This window comes from Kitasatospora sp. SolWspMP-SS2h, from assembly GCF_003259315.1.
Lineage (GTDB): Bacteria > Actinomycetota > Actinomycetes > Streptomycetales > Streptomycetaceae > Kitasatospora > Kitasatospora fiedleri.
The window spans coordinates 189,747-206,383 of sequence record NZ_QLLT01000014.1; the positions used below are offsets into that span (position 1 = coordinate 189,747).

Annotated in this window: 16 protein-coding genes and 2 rRNA genes; 5 read left to right on the forward strand and 13 right to left on the reverse strand. The window is 72.7% G+C overall.

The genetic code is table 11. From position 1 onward, the window contains the following. Positions 1-24 precede the first annotated feature (24 nt). Positions 25-225: a hypothetical protein gene (locus K353_RS33875; RefSeq protein WP_146616512.1), complete on the reverse strand. Its 201-nt coding sequence runs from the start codon at positions 223-225 to the stop codon at positions 25-27. A 159-nt stretch (positions 226-384) separates the two neighbouring features. On the opposite strand from K353_RS33875, the gene K353_RS19280 reads away from it, so the two are divergent. Continuing rightward, complete coding sequence (locus K353_RS19280; protein ID WP_111554835.1) at positions 385-1,215, forward strand: hypothetical protein; 831 nt, start codon at positions 385-387, stop codon at positions 1,213-1,215. A 138-nt stretch (positions 1,216-1,353) separates the two neighbouring features. Then, on the forward strand, positions 1,354-1,611 hold the full coding sequence (locus K353_RS19285) for a hypothetical protein (RefSeq protein WP_146616513.1): 258 nt from the start codon (positions 1,354-1,356) through the stop codon (positions 1,609-1,611). 39 nt (positions 1,612-1,650) lie between these two features. Here K353_RS19285 and K353_RS19290 read toward each other — a convergent pair whose 3' ends face one another. Further along, positions 1,651-2,004, reverse strand: coding sequence for a metal-sensitive transcriptional regulator (locus K353_RS19290; RefSeq protein ID WP_199528166.1), 354 nt, complete (start codon positions 2,002-2,004; stop codon positions 1,651-1,653). Between the two features lie 252 nt (positions 2,005-2,256). On the opposite strand from K353_RS19290, the gene K353_RS19295 reads away from it, so the two are divergent. Beyond that, on the forward strand, positions 2,257-2,877 hold the full coding sequence (locus K353_RS19295) for a DUF47 domain-containing protein (protein ID WP_014137429.1): 621 nt from the start codon (positions 2,257-2,259) through the stop codon (positions 2,875-2,877). A 5-nt stretch (positions 2,878-2,882) separates the two neighbouring features. Then, a complete protein-coding gene (locus K353_RS19300; RefSeq protein ID WP_111554837.1) occupies positions 2,883-3,878 on the forward strand; it encodes an inorganic phosphate transporter in 996 nt (331 codons plus the stop codon). A 150-nt stretch (positions 3,879-4,028) separates the two neighbouring features. Here the strand turns inward: K353_RS19300 and pstB are convergent, their stop codons facing one another. From pstB to K353_RS19345, 9 genes are all read right to left on the reverse strand, one after another. Next, a complete protein-coding gene (gene pstB / locus K353_RS19305; protein WP_111554838.1) occupies positions 4,029-4,805 on the reverse strand; it encodes a phosphate ABC transporter ATP-binding protein PstB in 777 nt (258 codons plus the stop codon). Between the two features lie 41 nt (positions 4,806-4,846). Beyond that, positions 4,847-5,923: a phosphate ABC transporter permease PstA gene (pstA, locus tag K353_RS19310; RefSeq protein ID WP_370447623.1), complete on the reverse strand. Its 1,077-nt coding sequence runs from the start codon at positions 5,921-5,923 to the stop codon at positions 4,847-4,849. Next, positions 5,920-6,903, reverse strand: coding sequence for a phosphate ABC transporter permease subunit PstC (pstC, locus tag K353_RS19315; protein WP_111554839.1), 984 nt, complete (start codon positions 6,901-6,903; stop codon positions 5,920-5,922). The genes pstA and pstC overlap by 4 nt, the downstream gene beginning before the upstream one ends. A gap of 172 nt (positions 6,904-7,075) precedes the next feature. Next, the gene (gene pstS, locus K353_RS19320) at positions 7,076-8,221 is read right to left on the reverse strand and encodes a phosphate ABC transporter substrate-binding protein PstS (RefSeq protein ID WP_111554840.1); all 1,146 of its coding nucleotides are present in this window, start codon (positions 8,219-8,221) and stop codon (positions 7,076-7,078) included. Positions 8,222-8,465: 244 nt separating this feature from the next. After that, entirely contained in the window at positions 8,466-8,972 is a 507-nt protein-coding gene (locus K353_RS19325) for an NUDIX hydrolase (protein WP_111554863.1), read from the reverse strand. Positions 8,973-9,037: 65 nt separating this feature from the next. Beyond that, complete coding sequence (locus tag K353_RS19330) at positions 9,038-10,111, reverse strand: CHAD domain-containing protein (protein ID WP_111554841.1); 1,074 nt, start codon at positions 10,109-10,111, stop codon at positions 9,038-9,040. Positions 10,112-10,224: 113 nt separating this feature from the next. After that, complete coding sequence (locus K353_RS19335) at positions 10,225-12,723, reverse strand: RNA degradosome polyphosphate kinase (RefSeq protein ID WP_233533680.1); 2,499 nt, start codon at positions 12,721-12,723, stop codon at positions 10,225-10,227. A gap of 285 nt (positions 12,724-13,008) precedes the next feature. Then, entirely contained in the window at positions 13,009-13,929 is a 921-nt protein-coding gene (gene mshD / locus K353_RS19340) for a mycothiol synthase (protein WP_111554842.1), read from the reverse strand. An 89-nt stretch (positions 13,930-14,018) separates the two neighbouring features. Continuing rightward, positions 14,019-14,666: a TetR/AcrR family transcriptional regulator C-terminal domain-containing protein gene (locus K353_RS19345; RefSeq protein WP_111554843.1), complete on the reverse strand. Its 648-nt coding sequence runs from the start codon at positions 14,664-14,666 to the stop codon at positions 14,019-14,021. Positions 14,667-14,759: 93 nt separating this feature from the next. On the opposite strand from K353_RS19345, the gene K353_RS19350 reads away from it, so the two are divergent. Continuing rightward, positions 14,760-16,208, forward strand: coding sequence for an FAD-dependent monooxygenase (locus tag K353_RS19350; RefSeq protein WP_111554844.1), 1,449 nt, complete (start codon positions 14,760-14,762; stop codon positions 16,206-16,208). Positions 16,209-16,294: 86 nt separating this feature from the next. On the opposite strand, the gene rrf is transcribed toward K353_RS19350, so the two are convergent. Then, positions 16,295-16,411: ribosomal RNA gene (gene rrf / locus K353_RS19355) — 5S ribosomal RNA — on the reverse strand. 80 nt (positions 16,412-16,491) lie between these two features. Beyond that, positions 16,492-16,637: ribosomal RNA gene (locus tag K353_RS19360) — 23S ribosomal RNA — on the reverse strand; the annotation flags it as partial.

Below are 16,637 nucleotides of genomic sequence, written 5' to 3' on the forward strand. Positions count from 1 at the left end.
GGCCCGTCCCGCCCGGCCGGGCGCTCAGCCGTCGCCGTCCGGGTCCGCGAGGTGCTCCGCGGCGTCGCGCCGGGACTTGTCCCGGGAGCGCCGCCCGGGGGCGAACCAGCCGCAGGCGCAGTGGGCGAAGCTGAACGAGCCGCGTTCCGTCACCTCCACCCGGTGCTCGTCCGGGTGGTCGGTCCGCGTCGTCCCGCCGGGCGCTCCGGGGCGCTGATCTGCCACGTCCTTCACGGTATCCCGCCCGGGCGGCCCGGCCTCCCGTCCGACCGGTGAACGGCGGCGTAACCTTCCGCGCCCCAACTCGTTTGCCGGGCAAGCGCTCTGCCCATCCGGGGCGGTTGCTTGCCGGGTCATCCGGGGCCCGAGGGGGTTGTCGAAGAAGTGAAGAAGCTCAACCGCGCCGCGGCCGCGGCCCTGCTCGTCACGGTGCTGTCGGCCTGTAGCGGCGGCGGCCAGGACCGGTCGGGCTCCGCCGACCGGCTCTCCGCCGACCCGCTGACGGCGGTCCGCTCGGCCGCCGACATCACCGGCCGCACCGGCTCGGTGACCGCGACCACCGAGCTGACCACCGAGTCCGCCGACAAGAAGGCGGTGTTCAGCGGCACCGGCGGCTACGACTACGTGAAGCGGATCGGCCGGCTGGAGATCGACGTGCCGCCGGGCGCCGCCACCACCGGGAAGATCACCGAGGTGGTGCTGCCCGGCACGGTGTACCTGCAGAACAGCGGCGCGAAGATCCCCGAGGGCAAGTGGGTCAGGCTGGACGTGCGCCAGCTCCCCGACGGCAACCTGGTGAGCTCCGGCGCCACCGACCCGGCCACCGCGGCGGGCGCGCTGCGCGGCGCGCAGAGCGCCGAGCTGGTCGGCACCGAGGCGGCGGACGGCGGGGAGCTCAAGCACTACCGGGGCACCCTGGACCTGGCGAAGGCCGCCGACGCGACCGGCGGGCGCGGGGCGGACGGCCTGCGGATGGCCGCCCAGACCTTCACGGTGAAGGAGATCCCGTACGAGGTCTGGCTGGACGGCCAGGGCCGGCTGCATAAGGTGGTGGAGAACTTCACCTTCGCCGGGGTGGCCGGCTCCACCGCGGCCAAGGACCAGGTCAAGGTGGTCTCCACGCTGTCGCTGGCCGACTTCGGCACGCCGGTGGAGGCCGCCGAGCCCGCCGCCGGGGACATCTACTCGATGCAGGCCAGCCCCTCGCCGAAGTGACCGGCCGCCGCCCGGGCCCACCCGTTTCGGGCGGCAGAGATGGCCCGTCCGTGCCATGTGGCCCGGCCCGCGGCTCCCTACGCTGGTACGGGGCGGGCAGAGCGGTGCGGCGGACGGGGCGCGGAAGGGGTGGAGGCCATGGCATCCGGGGAGAACGGCACCGGCGGCCACGACAGAACCGCACTGGACGAGATCGACCTGACCGGTGAGCTGATGATCGCCGCTTCGGCCAGCCGCGCGGAACGGCTGGCCGCCGAGCAGATCGACGAGGTGCTGCTGGCCCCCCGCGGCGGACCGGACCGGCCGGAGCCGCGGACACCGGAACCGCGGACACCGCAGCAGCGGGCACCGGAGCCGCGGACGCCGCAGCAGCGGGCGCCGGAACGGGGCCGTTGACCGGTCGTCAGCCCGCCGCGGCGGCCGCGGCGGCCCCGCTCAGGTGCGCAGCAGCCGGGCGATGGCCGCGCTGGCCTCGGCGACCTTGGCGTCCAGTTCCTCGCCGCCGTCCTCCGCGGCGGCCGCGGCGGCCACGCAGTGCCGCAGGTGCTCCTCCAGCAGGGAGAGCGCGAAGGACTGCAGCGCCTTGGTGGAGGCGGACACCTGGGTGAGGATGTCGATGCAGTAGACGTCCTCGTCGACCATCCGCTGGAGGCCGCGGATCTGACCCTCGATCCGGCGCAGCCGCTTGAGGTGCGCCTCCTTCTCGCCGCTGTACCCGTGCGGGCCGCCGGGCGCGGGGTGGCAGGCCGCCGGGGCGGCGTCGGTGCTCGGGGTGTCGATGGTGGTCATCCGATCCGCCCTCTTGGTCTCGGTGCTCGGCCCGCCCCCGGTCTTCGGCCGGGAGGTACCCCATCCTCCAACACGCGGCACCGTCGGGGTGTTCCGCCGTCCGGGCGTCAGCACAGAGATCCCCCTGCAGAGCGGGAGCAAACCGGCGTGTCGTGGGACACACTTAGGGCGCGCGTCGGCATCCCCGTGTCCACGAGCGGGGCGCGTGCGCCTAGCATCGTCAAGTACCGACCCCGCACATCGGAGATTTCCGTGCGTTTTAGCCTGACCCCGAAGGAGACGAGCTTCTACGACATGTTCGCCGCCGCCGCGGAGAACCTCGTCGTCGGATCGAAGCTCCTGCTGGAACTACTGGGCTCGGACGTGTCAGCCCGCGCGGAGATCGTCGAGCGCATGCGCGCCGCCGAGCACGCCGGGGACGACACCACCCATGCGATCTTCCACCAGTTGAACTCCTCGTTCATCACCCCGTTCGACCGGGAGGACATCTACAACCTGGCCTCCTCGCTCGACGACATCATGGACTTCATGGAGGAGGCCGTCGACCTGGTCGTGCTGTACGACATCGAGACCCTCCCGAAGGGCATCGAGCAGCAGATCGAGGTGCTGGCCCGGGCCGCCGAGCTGACCGCGGAGGCGATGCCCAACCTGCGGTCGATGTCGAACCTCACCGAGTACTGGATCGAGGTCAACCGGCTGGAGAACCAGGCGGACCAGATCCACCGCAAGCTGCTGGCCCACCTGTTCTCCGGCCAGTACGAGGCGATCGAGGTGCTGAAGCTCAAGCAGGTCGTGGACGTCCTCGAAGAGGCCGCCGACGCGTTCGAGCACGTGGCCAACACGGTGGAGACCATCGCCGTCAAGGAGTCCTGACCTCCGTGGACATGGCAGCACTGATCGTCGTCATCGGCGTCGCTTTCTTCTTCACGTACACGAACGGCTTCCACGACTCCGCCAACGCGATCGCCACCTCGGTCTCCACCCGGGCGCTGACCCCCCGGGCGGCGCTGGCGATGGCCGCGGTGATGAACCTGGCGGGCGCCTTCCTCGGCAGCGGGGTGGCGAAGACCGTCTCCGAGGGGATCATCGAGACCCCGACCGGCAGCAAGGGCATGGCGATCCTGTTCGCGGCCCTGGTCGGGGCGATCACCTGGAACCTGGTCACCTGGTACTTCGGCCTGCCGTCCTCCTCCTCGCACGCGCTGTTCGGCGGCATGGTGGGCGCGGCGCTGGCCGGCGGGATCGGGGTGGTCTGGCACGGCGTGATCGACAAGATCATCGTCCCGATGATCGTCTCGCCGGTGGTCGGCCTGGTCGGCGGCTTCCTGGTGATGCTGGCGATCCTGTGGATCTTCCGGAAGGCCAACCCGCACAAGGCCAAGCGCAACTTCCGGGTGGCGCAGACCGCCTCGGCGGCGGCGATGGCGCTGGCGCACGGCCTGCAGGACGCCCAGAAGACCATGGGCATCGTGGTGATGGCACTGACCATCTCCGGCCACCAGTCCGGCAACGGCATCCCGATCTGGGTGAAGCTCTCCTGCGCCACGATGCTCTCGCTGGGCACCTACGCGGGCGGCTGGCGGATCATGCGCACCCTCGGCCGGAAGATCATCGAGCTGGACCCGCCGCAGGGCTTCGCCGCCGAGGCCACCGCCTCCGCGGTCATGTACGTCACCTCGTTCGTCTACGCGGCGCCGATCTCCACCACCCACGTGATCACCTCGGCGATCATGGGCGTGGGCGCCACCAAGCGGGTCCGCGCGGTCCGCTGGGGGGTGGCGAAGAACATCGTGATGGGCTGGTTCATCACCATGCCGGCGGCGGCGATCGTGGCCGCCGCGGTGTACGGGGTCGTGAACCTGCTGGTCCTGTGACCCCCGCCGCGCCGTAGAGCCGGCCGCGGACGGAGAGGGCCCGCCCCCACAGCACGGGGGCGGGCCCTTCCCGCTGGCTCCGCGGCGGCACCGCCATGCAGCGCCGCGGAGCAGTTCGTGCGGCCTCGCGCGGACGGCGCGCGGGGCCGGTCAGCCGAAGCGGCCGGAGATGTAGTCCTCGGTGGCCTGGACCGACGGGTTGGAGAAGATCCGCTGGGTGTCGTCCAGCTCGACCAGCTTGCCGGGCTGGCCGACGCCGGCCAGGTTGAAGAAGGCGGTGCGGTCCGAGACGCGGGCCGCCTGCTGCATGTTGTGGGTCACGATCACGATGGTGAACTGCGACTTCAGCTCGCCGATCAGGTCCTCGATGGCGAGGGTGGAGATCGGGTCGAGGGCCGAGCAGGGCTCGTCCATCAGCAGCACCTCGGGCTCGACCGCGATCGCCCGGGCGATGCACAGGCGCTGCTGCTGGCCGCCGGACAGGCCCGCGCCGGGCTTGTTGAGGCGGTCCTTGACCTCGTTCCACAGGTTGGCGCCGCGCAGGGACTTCTCCACCACGCCGTCCAGCACGGACTTCTTCTTCACCCCGGCCAGCTTGAGGCCGGCCACCACGTTGTCGTAGATCGACATGGTGGGGAACGGGTTGGGACGCTGGAACACCATGCCGACCGAGCGGCGGACGGCGACCGGGTCGACGTTGGCGCCGTACAGGTTCTCGTCGTCCAGCATCACCTTGCCCTCGACCCGGGCGCCGGGGATCACCTCGTGCATCCGGTTGAGGGTGCGCAGGAAGGTGGACTTGCCGCAGCCCGAGGGGCCGATGAAGGCGGTCACCGAGCGGGGCTCGATGGTCATCGAGATGTCCTCGATGGCGCGGGTGGAGCCGTAGTAGGCGGACAGTCCGCTGACGTCGATGCGCTTGGCCATGGTCTTTCGTCTTCTCTCGTCTGTTCGTACGTCAGTCGGTGTCAGTGCCCGCCCTTGGGCGAGCGCCAGCGCGCGATGCCCCGGGCGACGAGGTTGAGACCCATCACGAAGGCGATCAGCACCAGGGCCGCGCCCCAGGCGCGTTGGTAGCCGTAGTCGTTGTTGATCTGCGAGTACTGCTGCCAGATGTAGAGCGGCAGCGACTGCTGCGGACCGTGGAACGGGTCGCTGTTGATGAAGTCGGCGCCGAACACCAGCATCATCACGGGGGCGGTCTCACCGGTGATGCGGGCGACCGCCAGCATCACACCGGTGGTGATCCCGCCCACGGCGGTGGGGAGGACGATCCGCAGGATGGTCTTCCAGCGCGGCACACCGAGCGCGTACGAGGCTTCGCGCAGCTCGTTCGGAACGAGCTTGAGCATCTCCTCGGTGGAGCGGACCACGACCGGCATCATCAGGATCGCCAGCGCGAGGCTGCCCGAGAAGCCGGAGTACTCGAAGCCCAGGGCGATGTTCCAGAGCGAGAGGACGAACAGGCCGGCGACGACCGACGGGATGCCGGTCATGACGTCGACGAAGAAGGTGACCGCCTTGGCGAGCCGGCCGCGGCCGTACTCCACCAGGTAGACGGCGGTGAGCAGGCCGATCGGTGCGGCGATCAGGGTCGCCAGCAGGACCTGCTCGACGGTGCCGATGATGGCGTGGTAGATGCCGCCGTCCGGGCTGAGGGTGGCGACGACGCCCTTCATCGAGTGGCTGAGGAAGTTGCCGTCGATCGCGCCGATGCCCTGCTGGACGGTGTAGAACGTCAGCGCGACCAGCGGGACCACGGCGCAGATGAAGGAGACCCAGATCAGCGAGGTGGCGAACCGGTCCCTGGCCTGGCGGCGGCCCTCGACCGAGGCCGAGACGGCGTAGCTGACCAGCAGGAACAGCAGGGCGGAGATCAGGCCCCACTGGATGTGGCTCTTCAGCCCGGCGACGGCGCCGAGGGCGCAGCCGACCGCGATCGAGGCGGCGGCGACGCCGGCCGGCGCCCAGCGGGGCAGCCGGGCCGCGGTCAGCCGGCGGCTGAGCTGCGGGGCGGCGTCGGTGACGGTCGAAATCGCGCTCACGCGGCGGCCCCCGAGTACTCCTTGCGACGGGCGATGATCATGCGGGCCGAGCCGTTCACCAGCAGGGTGATGACGAACAGCACCAGGCCGGAGGCCATCAGGGCGTCACGGCCCAGCGGCTGGGCCTCGTTGAACTTGAGCGCGATGTTCTGCGCGAAGGTGCCGCCGCCCGGGTCGAGTAGGTGCAGCGACAGCCGGCTGTTGGTGGAGAGCACGGTGGCGACCGCGATGGTCTCGCCGAGCGCGCGGCCCAGGCCGAGCATCGACGCGGAGATGATGCCGGGGCGGCCGAACGGCAGCACCGCGGTGCGGACCATCTCCCAGCGGGTCGCGCCGAGCGCGAGCGCCGCCTCCTCGTGCATCCGCGGGACCTGCCGGAACACCTCGCGGGTGACCGCGGTGATGATCGGCAGCACCATGATCGCCAGCAGGATGCCGACGGTGAACAGGTTGCGCGGCGGGACGCCCGCGGTGGACTGCCCGAAGAGGTACGTCCAGCCCAGGTACTGGTCCATCCAGCTGGTCAGGCCGTCCATGTGCGGGACCAGGAACAGCACGCCCCACAGGCCGTAGACGATGGAGGGGACGGCGGCCAGCAGGTCCACCAGGTAGGCGAACGGCTGGGCGATCCGGCGCGGCGCGTAGTGCGAGATGAACAGCGCGATGCCGACCGAGACCGGGACCGCGATGACCATCGCGATCAGCGCGCTGACCAGGGTGCCGAAGGTGAGGACGGCGATGCCGAAGACCGGCTTCACGGCGTCCGGGGTCCACTCGAAGGTGGTGAGGAAGTTGCCGTCGTTCTTGCCCAGCGCGAGGGCCGAGCGGTAGGCGAGGAAGCCCGCGATGGCGGCCATGATGACCAGCAGCAGGATGCCCGAGCCCCGGGAGAGGTTGAAGAACACGCTGTCACCGCGGCGGCTGTCGCCCCGGCTCCGTCGAGTCCGTCCCCGCGCGTCGGCGGGGGGTGCAGAAGTCATGGTCGTTTACTCCGGTCTGGCGGCGCTGCCCCGCGGAGGGCGGCACCATGGCGGCGGTGCCCCGGACGTTCTCGTGGTGGTGGTGCGTGGTGCGGGCCGACGGGGACCCCGGCCGGACGGCCCCTCCCCCTCCTTCGGGGGCCGCCCGGCCGGGTCGTCGCTGTGCCCGGGCTCAGGCCAGGGCGTCGATCTGGGTCTTGACCTTGGCGGCGAGCTCGGCCGGCAGCGGCACGTAGCCGACCGCGCCGATGGCCTGCTGGCCGCCGTCGCTGACGGTGTAGTTCAGGAAGGACTTCAGGATCGGCAGGCTGTCGGCCTTGTTGCCCTTGTCGCAAACGATCTCGTAGGTGACCAGGGTCAGCGGGTAGTTGCCCTCGGCCTTGGTCGCGTAGTCGATGTCCAGCGCCAGGTCGGCACCGGTGCCGACGACCTTGGCGGCGGCCAGGGTGGCGGCGGCGTTGGCGGCGGTGGCCTCGACCGGCTTGGCGGCACCGGTGTTGATCAGCGCGCTGGTCAGCTTGTTGGTCTGGGCGTAGGAGAGCTCGACGTAGGAGATCGAGTTCTTGACCTGCTTCACCTGGGCCGCGACGCCGGCGGAGCCGTTCGCGGACTGGCCGCCCTGGCCCGCCCAGGTCTTGGCGGCCGGGTACTTCCAGGCGCCGCCGCCGGCCTTGGCCAGGTAGCCGGTCAGGTTGGCGGTGGTGCCGGAGTCGTCCGAGCGGTGGATCGCCTGGATCGCGGCGTCCGGCAGGGTGACGCCCGGGTTCAGGGCGGCGATCGCCGGGTCGTTCCACTTGGTGATCTGCGAGTCGAAGATCTTCGCCAGGGTCGGGCCGTCCAGGACCAGCTTGTCGGCGCCGTCCACGTTGTAGACGATCGAGATCAGGCCGCCGACCATCGGCAGGTCGATCGCCTGGCCGCCGGTGCAGACCTGCTTCGAGGCGTCGACCTCGGCCGGCTTCAGGGCGGAGTCGGAGCCCGCGAAGGCGATCTTGCCCTGGTTGAACTGGGTCACACCGGCACCGGAACCGCCGCCGCCGTAGGTCAGGGTGGCGCTGGAGCAGGCGGCGCTGTAGGCGGCCTTCCAGACGTCGACGGCCGGGGTCTGCGCGGTCGAACCCGCGGCCAGCAGCTGGCCGCCCTTGTCGGCACAGGCGATCTTGGCCGCGGCCGCCGTCGAGCCACCGGCGGACGAGGAGGCGCCCGAGGTGGTGTTCGAGGTGTTGTCGTCCGTACCGCACGCCGAGAGCGACAGCGTGGAGACGAGCGCGACGGCACCGATGGCGAGGGCCTTGGAGCGGCCGTTCCGCAGGTTCACTGGGTGTCCCTTTCTGAGGCAATGCCGGTCTCGGAACGACCGGTTTTGCTGTGGTCCGGGGCCCTTTCGGCCCTCCGGTAACCCAGAAGTTAGGCAGGACAGGTGACGCGTCAGCCGGTCACACATGAACGGGGAGTGAACCTCGAAGGGACGTCAGGAAACTGCGGCAGGTAGTAACGGTTTCGTCACGGCGGGGGCGCGGCCGGATCACCCCGACGGTCCGCCCGGACGGCCGCGGCCCCGCTCAGCCGAGCAGCAGCTCCAGCAGCGCGTCCACCAGCACCCGGTCGCGCGGGTGCGTCAGCCGCTCCCGGGCCCGCCGCGGCGGCAGCCACTCCAGCCGGTCCACCTCCCGGTTGGGCCGGAACGAGCCGCCCGCCGGCACCGCCGACCAGTACCGGACCTCCTTCGGCCGGCCCTGCACCAGGTAGTGCTGGGCCGGCAGCTCCGGCCCCAGCACGCAGCGCATCCCGGTCTCCTCCCGCACCTCGCGCAGCGCCGCCGCCAGCCAGCCCTCCCCCGGCTCCAGCTTCCCCTTCGGCAGGCTCCAGTCGTCGTACTTCGGCCGGTGCACCAGCGCGATCCGCGGCTTCTTGCGCCCCTTGCCGCCCTTCTTCGGCGGCCCCGGCACCCAGAGCACCGCCCCCGCCGCCAGCACCGTCGAACGGGGACCCGCCGCCGGACGGCGGTCGGTGCGGGAACCGCCCGACCGGGCCGGGGCACGGTCGGGCGCCGAGGGGCGGTCGGGCATCTGCGGCACGCGGTCCATCCGGGCGGGGAACGGGGGCGGGGAACAGGGGGCGGGGGAACGGGGGCTCAGTCCGACGGCACCGCCGCCGGACCGGCCAGCCCGGGCACCACCCCCGGCCACCGGCGCCCGAAAGCGTACCGGGCCGACTCCACCTCCAGACGCTGGTCGGCGTGCACCACCCCCAGCACGTACGCCGTCGCCGGGGTGATCCGCGGCGTGCGGGCCGCCGCCGCCACCGTCGCCGCCGCGTCCGACGCCTCCTGGTGGCGCGCCAGCACCCCGTCCAGCTCCGCCAGCCCCCCGCCCGGCGCCCCGCACACCTCCAGCGCGTACCTGGCCCGCTTCACCAGGACCCGGGCCCGCAGCCACGGCGCGTCGTCCGCCGCCAGCGCCGCGTCCGCGTCCGCCGGGGCCCGCGCCGCCGGCACCGCGCCCGGCGCCGCTTCCCGCACCGGCCCCAGCCGGTGCAGCCCCGCCCCGCCGTACGCCCGCGCCGCCCGCTGCCACGGCAGCCGCTCGCCCGCCCCCAGCAGCGCCGCCAGCGCCGTCCCGGTCGCCGGCAGCAGCGCCGCCGCCGGCTCGGCCGCCGCCGGGGCCACCAGCGGCACCTCCCCGGCCAGCAGCGTCATCCGGTCCGCCAGCGCGTGCAGCCGGGCCGAGCGCAGCTCCTGCAGCAGCGCGGTGTGCGCCCGGCTCCGGGCCAGCGTCAGCTGCCGCTCCAGCAGCGCCCGGGCCTTGGGCGCGCCCGCGTGCCCGGCCAGCATTCCCGCCCCCTCCGGGGAGGTGTCGGCCAGCGAGTCCAGCGCCTCCAGCAGCCGGGTCGCCCGCCGCTGGCAGCCCGGCTCCTGGTCCAGCAGGTCGAGCAGCCAGCGCAGCTCGGTGCGCGACTCCCGCGCCCACTGCGCCTCGAACGCCGCCGCGAAGGTGTGCAGCGCCCCGCCGATCCGGCGCACCGCCCGCAGCAGGTCGGCCGCCGCCTGCGCCGACGCCGGCAGCGCCGCCGGTCTGGACCCCGCCTCGCCGACCGCCTGCGGCAGGGCGCGCAGGAACGCGCCCGCCTGGGCGGTCAGGTAGCCGGCAAGGACCTCCCCGGCGGTCGCGGCGCGCGCCACCGGGGCCGTCGTCGGCGCATCGGTCATGGCTGTGGCTCTCCCCGATTCCCTCCCCGGGCCTGCCCCGGGGGTCCCCGGGCGTGCCCCGGGGCGTGCAGTCCGCCCGCGCCGGGACGCTCCCGGCGCGGGCGGGGTGCCGCTCAGCGCGCGGCGGCGGAGCCGCGGTTGCGGCGGCGCGAGTCGATCAGCAGGTCCTGGACGTGGCGCAGCGGCCGGCCCTCGGCGTCCTGCGCGTGCCGGGTCCAGGTGCCGTCGGCACCCAGGTGCCAGGAGTCGGTCTCCTCGGAGACGCCCAGGTCCAGCAGCCCGTTCAGCTCGGCCCGGTGCGCCGGGTCGGTGACCCGCACCAGCGCCTCGATCCGGCGGTCCAGGTTGCGGTGCATCATGTCGGCGCTGCCGATCCACACCTCCGGGTCGCCGCCGTTGCCGAACACGAAGACCCGCGAGTGCTCCAGGAACCGCCCGAGTATCGACCGCACCCGGACGTTCTCGCTCAGCCCCGGCACGCCCGGCCGGATCGCGCAGATGCCGCGCACCCACACGTCCACCGGCACCCCGGCCTGCGAGGCCCGGTACAGCGCGTCGATCACCACCTCGTCGACGATCGAGTTGACCTTGATCCGGACGAAGGCCGGCCGCCCGGCCCGGTGGTGCGCGATCTCCCCGTTGATCCGCGCCACCAGGCCGTCGCGCAGCCCGCGCGGCGCGGTGAGCAGCCGCCGGTACGACTCGCGCCGCGAGTACCCCGACAGCCGGTTGAACAGGTCCGACAGGTCCGCGCCGACCTGCGGGTCCGCCGTCAGCAGGCCCAGGTCCTCGTACAGCCGGGCCGTCTTCGGGTGGTAGTTGCCGGTGCCGACGTGCGAGTACCGGCGCAGCGTGTCGCCCTCCTGGCGGACCACCAGCGACAGCTTGCAGTGCGTCTTCAGCCCGACCAGGCCGTACACCACGTGGCAGCCGGACTCCTCCAGCTTCCGGGCCCACTTGATGTTCGCCTGCTCGTCGAAGCGCGCCTTGATCTCCACCAGCACCAGCACCTGCTTGCCGGACTCCGCCGCGTCGATCAGCGCGTCCACGATCGGCGAGTCGCCGGAGGTCCGGTACAGCGTCTGCTTGATCGCCAGCACGTGCGGGTCGGCCGCGGCCTGCTCCAGGAACGCCTGCACCGAGGTGGAGAACGAGTCGTACGGGTGGTGCAGCAGCACGTCCCGCTCGCGCATCGCCCCGAAGATGTCCGGCAGCGTCGCCGACTCCACGTCGGTCAGCCCGCGCGCCGTGCCCGCCACGAACTTCGGGTACCGCAGCTCCGGCCGGTCCAGGTCGGCGATCCCGAACAGCCCGGTCAGGTCCAGCGGCCCGGGCAGCGGGAAGACCTCCGCCTCGGTGATGTTCAGCTCCCGCACCAGCAGGTCCAGGATGTACGGGTCGATCGACTCCTCGACCTCCAGGCGCACCGGCGGCCCGAACCGGCGCCGCATCAGCTCCTTCTCCAGCGCCTTCAGGATGTTCTCGGTGTCGTCCTCCTCCACCTCCAGGTCCTCGTTGCGGGTGACCCGGAACGCGTGGTGGGCGAGCACCTCCATCCCCGGGAACAGCTCCTCCAGGTGCGCCCCCATCACGTCCTCCAGCGGCACGTACCGCTGCGGCGACGCCTCCAGGAAGCGGGACAGCGACTGCGGCACCTTCACCCGGGCGAAGTGCTTGTGCCCCGACACCGGGTTGCGCACCACCACCGCCAGGTTCAGCGACAGCCCCGATATGTACGGGAACGGGTGCGCCGGGTCGACCGCCAGCGGCGTCAGCACGGGGAAGATCTGCTGCCGGAACAGCGTGTGCAGCCGGGCCTGCTCGGCCTCCGCCAGGTCCGGCCAGCGCACCAGCTCGATGCCCTCGGCCGCCAGGTCCGGCAGCACCTCCTGCTGAAAGGTCGCCGCGTGACGCGCCATCAGCTCGCGCGAACGGCGCCAGATCAGGTCCAGCACCTCGCGCGGCTGGTGCCCCGACGCCGAGCGCTGCGCCACGCCGGTGGCGATCCGGCGCTTGAGGCCGGCCACCCGCACCATGAAGAACTCGTCCAGGTTGGACGCGAAGATCGCCAGGAACTTGGCCCGCTCCAGCAGCGGGATGCTCGGGTCCTCCGCGAGCTCCAGCACCCGCTCGTTGAACGCCAGCCAGCTGCGCTCGCGGTCCAGGAACCGGCCCTGCGGCAGCTCCGCCTCCTCCGGGCCCCGCCCGTCGGCCGCGGCGTTCGCGGTGCCCGCGGTGCCCGCGACGCTTGCGGTGCCCGCCGGGAAGGCCGCCGAGACCGCCGTGGGCAGCGCCGTGGGCAGCGCCGTCGCGGCCCGCACCGGCTCCGCCGGCACCGCGGGGGACGCCTCGGCCGGGGCCTTGGCCTCCACCGCCTTGGCACCGGCCGCCCTGGTCCTGCCGCGCGCCGACGCCGGGCGCGGCTTCGCCTCCTTGGCGTCCTTGGCCTCCTTGGCGGACTCCCTACCGCCGGTGTCCTTGCCGGCGGCGGCTCTGCCGCCACCGGCCCCGGTACCGGACCCGGACCTCACACCCGACCGCACGGCCGGCTTCTGCTCACTGCTGCGCTCGGCCGGATCGGCCGAGTCGGAGACGGGGCGGGGGATGCTCATGGGTTCCAGCTCCTCCTGCAGGACGCGGCCCCGGTGGGGCGAAGGGCATGACTCCGCAGGCTGCTCGTCCTCGTCGACCCACGTCCACCCGCCCGGGGACGCCGGAACCCGCCCGGACGGGCGGGGGGTGGAGCGGTGACGCGGACGCGGCAATACGGACGACATTCTGTGATCTTCGCGGCGCCAATTGAATCCACGGTAAACACCGCATGGCTGGGAGGAAAGCTGAGTCGGTCGCCCCCGTGGCCGCCGGCGGTTCCTCCCTCCCGTCCGCGTCCGCCCAGCTCAGCGCGGACCGGACGGCGCCCACCGGTACATCAGGTCGACCTCGTGGACGTCGAACCCGAGCCGCTCGTACACCCGGACAGCCGCCGCGTTGTCCGCGTCCACGTACAGCATCACCGTCGGCAGGCCGCGCTCCAGGATCAGGTGCCGCAGGCCCACCGCCGTCAACGCCCTCCCCAGGCCATTACCCTGCTCCGCCGGATCCGCCCCCACGACGTACACCTCGCCCAGCCCGTCCGGCTGGGTCTTCGTCCAGTGGAAGCCCACCAGCCGGCCGTCCCGCTCCGCCAGGAAGAAGCCCTTCGGGTCGAACCACGGCTCGGCGATCCGCTCCGCCAGGTCGCGCTCCGTCCACGCGCCCTGCTCAGGGTGGTGCGCGAACGCCAGCGCGTTCAGCGCCAGCCAGGCGGCCTCGTCCCGGCCCGGCTCGAAGGTCCGCAGCTCGACGCCCGCGGGCAGCGGCACCGCGTCCGGGGCCGCCGCGGTGCGCCGCATCTGCCGCAGCTCGCGCACCAGCACCGCCCCGTGCGCCTCGGCCAGGTGCCGGGCGGCGGGCAGGCCGCCGTGCGCCCAGAAGTCCAGCCCGCCGTCGGCCCCGGCCAGCACCTCGCGCACCAGCGCGCCGCCCAGGCCCCGGCCGCGCTCGGCCGGGGCCACCGTCAGCTCCACCGTCCCCGGCCGCTCGCCCTCGACCTGCGCGTAGCCGACCACCGCCCCGCCGGCCGACTGCACCAGGTGCCGCACGCCCGCACGCGGGCTGTCCGGCCTGATCCGCAGCCGGCCGGCCTCCGAGACCGCCTCCCGCCCGTCCGCCCCGGCCGCCGCCGCGAGCAGCTCGCGCACCGCCCCGGCCTGCCCCTCCGTCAGCGCCTCGACCCGTTCGACCCGGCCCTCGCCTGACGTGTTCTCAGAAGTCTGCATACCGGCGAGCCTACGTTCTCCGCCCCGCGTTCAACGGGGAGTCCGGGGCGGCGGACGCCGGTGCCGGGGCCTGGCGCCGGGGCCCCGGCTCAGCGCGGCTGCTCGGCGTGCAGCACCTCGATGCCGGCCGTGACGATGGCGAGGCCGCGCTCGAAGCGGCGCTCGTAGTCGGTGAACAGGTCCGCGCCGGCGGCGGACAGCGGCCGGTCCGGCCCGATCCGCTCGGCGCGGTCGGCCGGGTCGTAGCCGGGCGTCCGCTCGCCCGGCATCGGGTGCACGGCCTGTTCCTCGATCACGAAGCCGACGGTGAAGATGTACGCGGTGAAGTACGCCTCGACCGCCTCGGAGAGGGTGAACCCGGCCCGGACGAAGGACCCGAGCTGTCCCTCGAAGCGGTCGGTGTGCCCGAAGTCCGTCAGCCGGGTGCCGCTGAACACCTTGGCGCCGTCCCGGTGGGTCAGCAGCGTGCGGCGCAGGGTGCGGCAGGTCAGGGCGAGTTGCCGCTGCCACGGGGTCTCGGCGGCGGGCGGCTCGCTGTCCGCGACCATGCGCCGGATCATCTCGGTGGCGAGTTCGTCCAGCAGCGCCTGCTTATTGGCGAAGTGCCAGTACAACGCCGGTGCCTTGCAGTCGAGTTCGGTGGCGATCCGGCGCAGGGTCAGGCCCTCCAGGCCGACCTCGTCGAGCAGCCGCAGGGCGGTGTCGACCACCTGGGCGCGATCCAGTTTCGGTGCCATGTCCTGCCTTCCGGGTTCTCGGCGCTTGACAACTTAACACCGTTAAGGACAGGCTCGGGACCGCCCTGGCTTAACACCGTTAAGGAGAGTCCGATGCACCCGGACGTCCTGATCACCGGCGCCGGCCCGACCGGCCTCACGCTCGCCTGCGAACTCGCCCGCCGGGGCGTCCCGGCCCTGCTGGTCGAGCGGGCCCCCGCGCTGTTCCCCGGCTCCCGGGGCAAGGGACTGCAACCCCGGACCCTGGAGATATTCGAGGACCTCGGCGTGCTCGCCGAGATCCGGGCCGCGGGCCGGCGCTACCCCGCGATGCTGCCCTGGACCGACGGACGGCCCGGGGAACCGTTCGCCCTGACCCCGACCGCCACCCCGACCGAGCAGGTGCCGCACCCCGAGACCTGGATGGTCCCGCAGTGGCGCACCCAGGAGATCCTGTACGACCGGCTCCGGGAACTCGGCGGCGACGTGCGGTTCGGCGCCGAGCTGACCGGCTTCACCCAGGACGACACCGGCGTGACCGCCGAGATCACCGGAATCGGCACCGTCACCGCCCGCTACCTGGTGGCCGCGGACGGCGGCCGGTCGACCGTCCGCCGGACCCTGGGCATCCCGATGATCGGCGAGACCGTCGACCCCCGGCCCTCCCTCGTCGCGGACCTCCGCCTCACCGGACTCGACCGCGAGCACTGGCACGTCTTCCCGCAGGCCCCCGGCGGCCCCCTCGCCCTGTGCCCGATGCCCGGCACCGACGACTTCCAGCTCTACGCCCAGTACGAGGACGGCGAACCCGACACCAGCCCGGACGGCATCCGGGCCGTCGTCGCCGCCCGCACCCACCTCGGCCCGGACGCCGTCACCGAGATCCGCTGGGCCTCCGACTTCCGGCCCCGGGCCGCACTCGCCGAACGCTTCCGGACCGGCCGGGTCCTGCTCGCCGGCGACGCCGCGCACGTCCACTCCCCCGCCGGCGGCCAGGGGCTCAACACCAGCGTCCAGGACGCGTACAACCTCGGCTGGAAGCTCGCCCACCTGCTGCGTCACGGCGGCGACGCCGAACTCCTGCTCGACAGCTACCAGGCCGAACGGCTGCCCGTCGCCGCCGACGTCCTCGACATCAGCACCTCGATCCACCGGGCCGGCCCGCTCGCCGGACAGCCCGGCACCGACCGCCGACGCGCCCAGCGCGGCAAGGACACCGACCAGCTCGCCGTCGGCTACCGCGGCGGCCCGCTCAGCGTCGACCACCGCGAGCCCGTCCGCGAGGACGCCCTCCAGGCCGGCGACCGCGCCCCCGACGCCCGTCTCCCCGACGGCACCCGCCTGTTCGACGCCCTGCGCGGCACCCACGCCACCCTCGTCACCACCGCCACCCAACCCCCCGCCGCCCCCGCAGGCGTCCGCGCCCTCCGCCACGACGCCTACGGCCCCGCCACCGGCCACCCGACCCTGTACCTGATCCGCCCCGACGGCTACCTCGGCCTCGTCACCCGGAACGCCGCCGACCTCGCTCCTTACCTGGCCATCCTCGGGCTCTCCGACTGATACCGGGGCCGAGGCCAATTCCGTTCTATCCCTGAAATGCAGAAAGGGCCCCAGCCGTGAGGCTGGAGCCCTTTCTTTCAAAGATTGTTCGGCGGCGTCCTACTCTCCCACAGGGTCCCCCCTGCAGTACCATCGGCGCTGTGAGGCTTAGCTTCCGGGTTCGGAATGTAACCGGGCGTTTCCCTCACGCTATGACCACCGAAACACGGTGAAACTGTGCACCGCCCACCCGTGGCAGGGCGGGGGTCGTTGTTTCAGAACAACACAGTGGACGCGAGCAACTGAGGACAAGCCCTCGGCCTATTAGTACCGGTCAACTCCACCCCTCACAGGGCTTCCATATCCGGCCTATCAACCCAGTCGTCTACTGGGAGCCTTACCCTCTCAAGGAGGTGGGAGTGCTCATCTCGAAGCAGGCTTCCCGCTTAG

What these genes read in the sequence shown, in the direction of transcription:
- K353_RS19285 (WP_146616513.1), top strand. Translation starts at nt 1,354, where the DNA reads ATGGCATCCGGGGAGAACGGCACCGGCGGCCACGACAGAACCGCACTG.
- K353_RS19290 (WP_199528166.1), bottom strand. Translation starts at nt 2,004, where the DNA reads ATGACCACCATCGACACCCCGAGCACCGACGCCGCCCCGGCGGCCTGC.
- pstB (WP_111554838.1), bottom strand. Translation starts at nt 4,805, where the DNA reads ATGGCCAAGCGCATCGACGTCAGCGGACTGTCCGCCTACTACGGCTCC.
- pstC (WP_111554839.1), bottom strand. Translation starts at nt 6,903, where the DNA reads ATGACTTCTGCACCCCCCGCCGACGCGCGGGGACGGACTCGACGGAGC.
- K353_RS19325 (WP_111554863.1), bottom strand. Translation starts at nt 8,972, where the DNA reads ATGCCCGACCGCCCCTCGGCGCCCGACCGTGCCCCGGCCCGGTCGGGC.
- K353_RS19330 (WP_111554841.1), bottom strand. Translation starts at nt 10,111, where the DNA reads ATGACCGATGCGCCGACGACGGCCCCGGTGGCGCGCGCCGCGACCGCC.
- K353_RS19335 (WP_233533680.1), bottom strand. Translation starts at nt 12,723, where the DNA reads ATGAGCATCCCCCGCCCCGTCTCCGACTCGGCCGATCCGGCCGAGCGC.
- mshD (WP_111554842.1), bottom strand. Translation starts at nt 13,929, where the DNA reads ATGCAGACTTCTGAGAACACGTCAGGCGAGGGCCGGGTCGAACGGGTC.
- K353_RS19345 (WP_111554843.1), bottom strand. Translation starts at nt 14,666, where the DNA reads ATGGCACCGAAACTGGATCGCGCCCAGGTGGTCGACACCGCCCTGCGG.
- K353_RS19350 (WP_111554844.1), top strand. Translation starts at nt 14,760, where the DNA reads ATGCACCCGGACGTCCTGATCACCGGCGCCGGCCCGACCGGCCTCACG.